The sequence below is a fragment of the Solibaculum intestinale genome (genome assembly GCF_040096205.1).
Lineage (GTDB): Bacteria > Bacillota > Clostridia > Oscillospirales > Acutalibacteraceae > Solibaculum_A > Solibaculum_A intestinale.
This window is the reverse complement of record NZ_JBBMFD010000050.1, coordinates 1-2,950: the sequence shown is the minus strand read 5'-3', so window position 1 is coordinate 2,950 and position 2,950 is coordinate 1. Positions and strand designations below refer to the sequence as shown.

At 57.0% G+C, this 2,950-nt stretch carries 1 protein-coding gene; it reads right to left on the bottom strand.

The genetic code is table 11. From position 1 onward, the window contains the following. Positions 1 to 2,950 (bottom strand): rhamnogalacturonan lyase family protein (locus tag WMO26_RS13355; protein WP_349221129.1); only part of this gene is annotated, 2,950 nt, incomplete at both ends.

Sequence of the window (2,950 nt, the reverse complement as noted above, 5' to 3'; positions counted from 1 at the left end):
ATCATGCCGTTGCCGGCTTCGTTGTTCAGGCCGACTCTGGTGACGGAGGCATCCGTCTTCACGTTAACCGTGATGGTCTCATTGACGTTGTAGACAGCCTTATCGGTGCTGGCTTCCACGTTGTTGAGCGGGTTGGTGGGAACTGCGATGTCGGTTCTCTGTGCCGGCAGTTCCGCCTCGTCGCCGAGGTAGAAGCTGGCGAAACCAACCTGGTTGTAGGAGATGTTCTGGTTCGCAACGCCGTTGCGGTACATCGGGTCATGCATCAGAGTGCGGATGCCGTACTCGGTGGGAGCCAGAGAAGTCACGATCGCGATCTTGTTGTCATTGGTGTACAGCAGGACTTCTTCACGCCAGTCACCCCAGAAGTCAGCCTTCAGGGTCGGGGTGCTCTTGGAACCGGTGGAACGCAGTCCAGTCTGCAGATAAGAGGTAGAAGCAAAGGTCTCATCATCAATCTCGTTGATGTTGGCGCCGTTTGCAGCCATGTGAGTCAAGCCGCTGCCGAACCAAATGGCGTTCTGGCCCTGGGCAATGCCGCGGGCGGTATTGGTGGTAACCAAAACTTCGCCGGTAACCATGCTTCTGACGTTCTTGGTAGCGCTGGAGTCGCCGGCCTGGGCGCCCGGGAACTTGTTGGAGAAGTTACCGGCCACAGAACCTTCGTCGTCGTTACCGGTGAAGGAACCGTAGAGGCAAGCGTTTTCCGTGTAGAGATTGCCTTCTGCGTCGCGGCGCAGGCCTTTATCCGGATCGAAGGTGTTCGGGCCGGGCAGCCAGCCGTACTGCTTACCGGTGTTCTTGTCGTCCCAGATGTACTCTTCGATACCGGTGAACTGCATGATCTTGTTGGTCTTGTCGACCGGGAGCAGAGCAGAACGGTCACCGTGGTTCAGGGGAGCCCATCTGTTGAGCGGGTTGTTGCGGGTAGAATCGCTGATGATCTCAAAACCAGGAGCCATCAGTTCGCCGCCCATAGCCTCGACGCTCATGAACACGTCGCCGTTGATGACGTAAGGCAGGATCAGGCCCTTTTCTTCGTCCAGCTTGAGCTTCATGGACTTCAGAACGAACTCGTCCTTGCCGTCGCCGTCCAGGTCAGCGGCCTCGGCAAAGTGGTTGCCGCGGGTGTAGTAGAGTTCCGGATCATCGCCGAGAGTGCGGCAGGCGGGATCTTCGGTGTCGAAGTAGCCCTGCTCCACCAGCTTGCCGTTCTCAATGTAGTAAGCGGCAGCGGTGGTTCTCTGGTAGTAACCGCGCTGCACGATGGCAGAATAATGTTCGCCGTCGAGAGAGCCGGTCGCGCCTGCATAGCGGTTGGCCCGGTTGCCCTGAGAGTCGCCCCAAACGGACTTCTTCCACGGGTTTCTCAGCCAGTATTCTTCCTTCTTCTGCATAACCTGGGTCTTGTAGCTGTCCAGGGTATCGTTACCGGGAGCCGGTTCGGTGATGTAGCAGAAGTTGGCGCGCTGGGTCATAGGATCGAGAGACCATTGCTCGCCGTCCACGCTGCCAGAGATGTAGGGGAATCTGTAATCGATGGTATCGACGATAACGCCCTTGCCGGCGTCTTCGTCATACTCGAACGCAGTGACGAATTCCTGGTTGTCCTTCATCTGGCCCATGCGGCCCACATGGTAAGACTTGATCCAGGCTTTCTTGGCCGGGTCATTGGGACCGTCGTTGCCGCCGCCGGCCGTGGGGCTGCGGTAGCAGATGTCAAAGCTGTTGAGAACGCCCCAGTAGGTGTCTACCGCTTCAACGTTACCGGTTGCAAAATATTCCTTGAACTTCGAAACGGTGGAATTGAGGCCATCCTCGCCGCCGACTACCGTGTCAAGGTTCTCCGGATACACAACCGTCTGAGTCGCTTCGTCCCAGTTGCCGATCTGAGTGCCCAGAGCGGTCTTCAGGATCAGTTCGCTCTTGCCGTCGCCATCGAAGTCCTGGCAGTACAGGTTGTTTTCATGGTCGTTGGCGCAGCTAACATTGTAGCCCATTTCAATGCGGAACAGCAGGGTGCCGTCGATCTTGTAGCAGTCAACATACTCCAGGCCGGACTCCAGATTGGTCGGAGAGTAGATCGGATCGGAATACATCGGGTCCTTGCTGTTAGAGCGCCACTTCATAACGATTTCGTACTGGCCGTCGCCGTCGAAATCACCCAGGGTCATATCCTGAGCAGAGTAGCCGCCGCTCATGGTGGTGTTAATGGAACCGTCTTCGTTCATGGCGTAGGGAAGGCTGGTACCAACGTCCAGTTCCTCCACGTACTTGATGAATTTGGCTTCCAGCTCGTAATACAGCGCATCGCTGATGATGCCGTCGTTACCCAGCACGTTGGACGGTTTCCAGTTTTCGTTGTTGTAATCGTTGAGCTGTGCAACCCAGGTATTCAGATCATCCTGAGTAACCGGGGTCTTGGTGTCGTGGGGCTCACGGAACGCACGGAGCAGGTCCATGTCCACACGGTACCAGCTCTCCTGGTTTTCTTCCGAGATCGCCCAGGTTTTCGCGTCGTTGCCGCCGATCCTGCTACCCGGACCAACCAGGTTGCCGCGGTACATGAAATTCGGCAGCGGAGCACGCTCGGGAGCGGGCTTCATCTGAACGTAGTGAGCCGCAGCTCTGTCTTCCTGGCCTTCTTTGCCGGAAATGGAAGAGAGCATTGCAACGGTCAGGCCTTCTCTGCGGCCTTCCACACCGTTGATGACCGGAGCCACTTCATACTCGGAATCAATCGTGCCGTCGGGATCGGTGTAGTTGGTGGGAGTGGTGTTTTCCTTTACGACACCAGGATTGGTCTCGTAATTGCTCTCGGGCTGGACATCGCGGGGTTCAATGGTGGCGATCTTCTCGCCGTCGCGGTAGACGTTCCAGGAAATGCCGTCAGGCTCGTTTCCAAGGAAACGCCAGCTCAGGAAAATGCCGTCCGAAGTCTCGGCGGCGA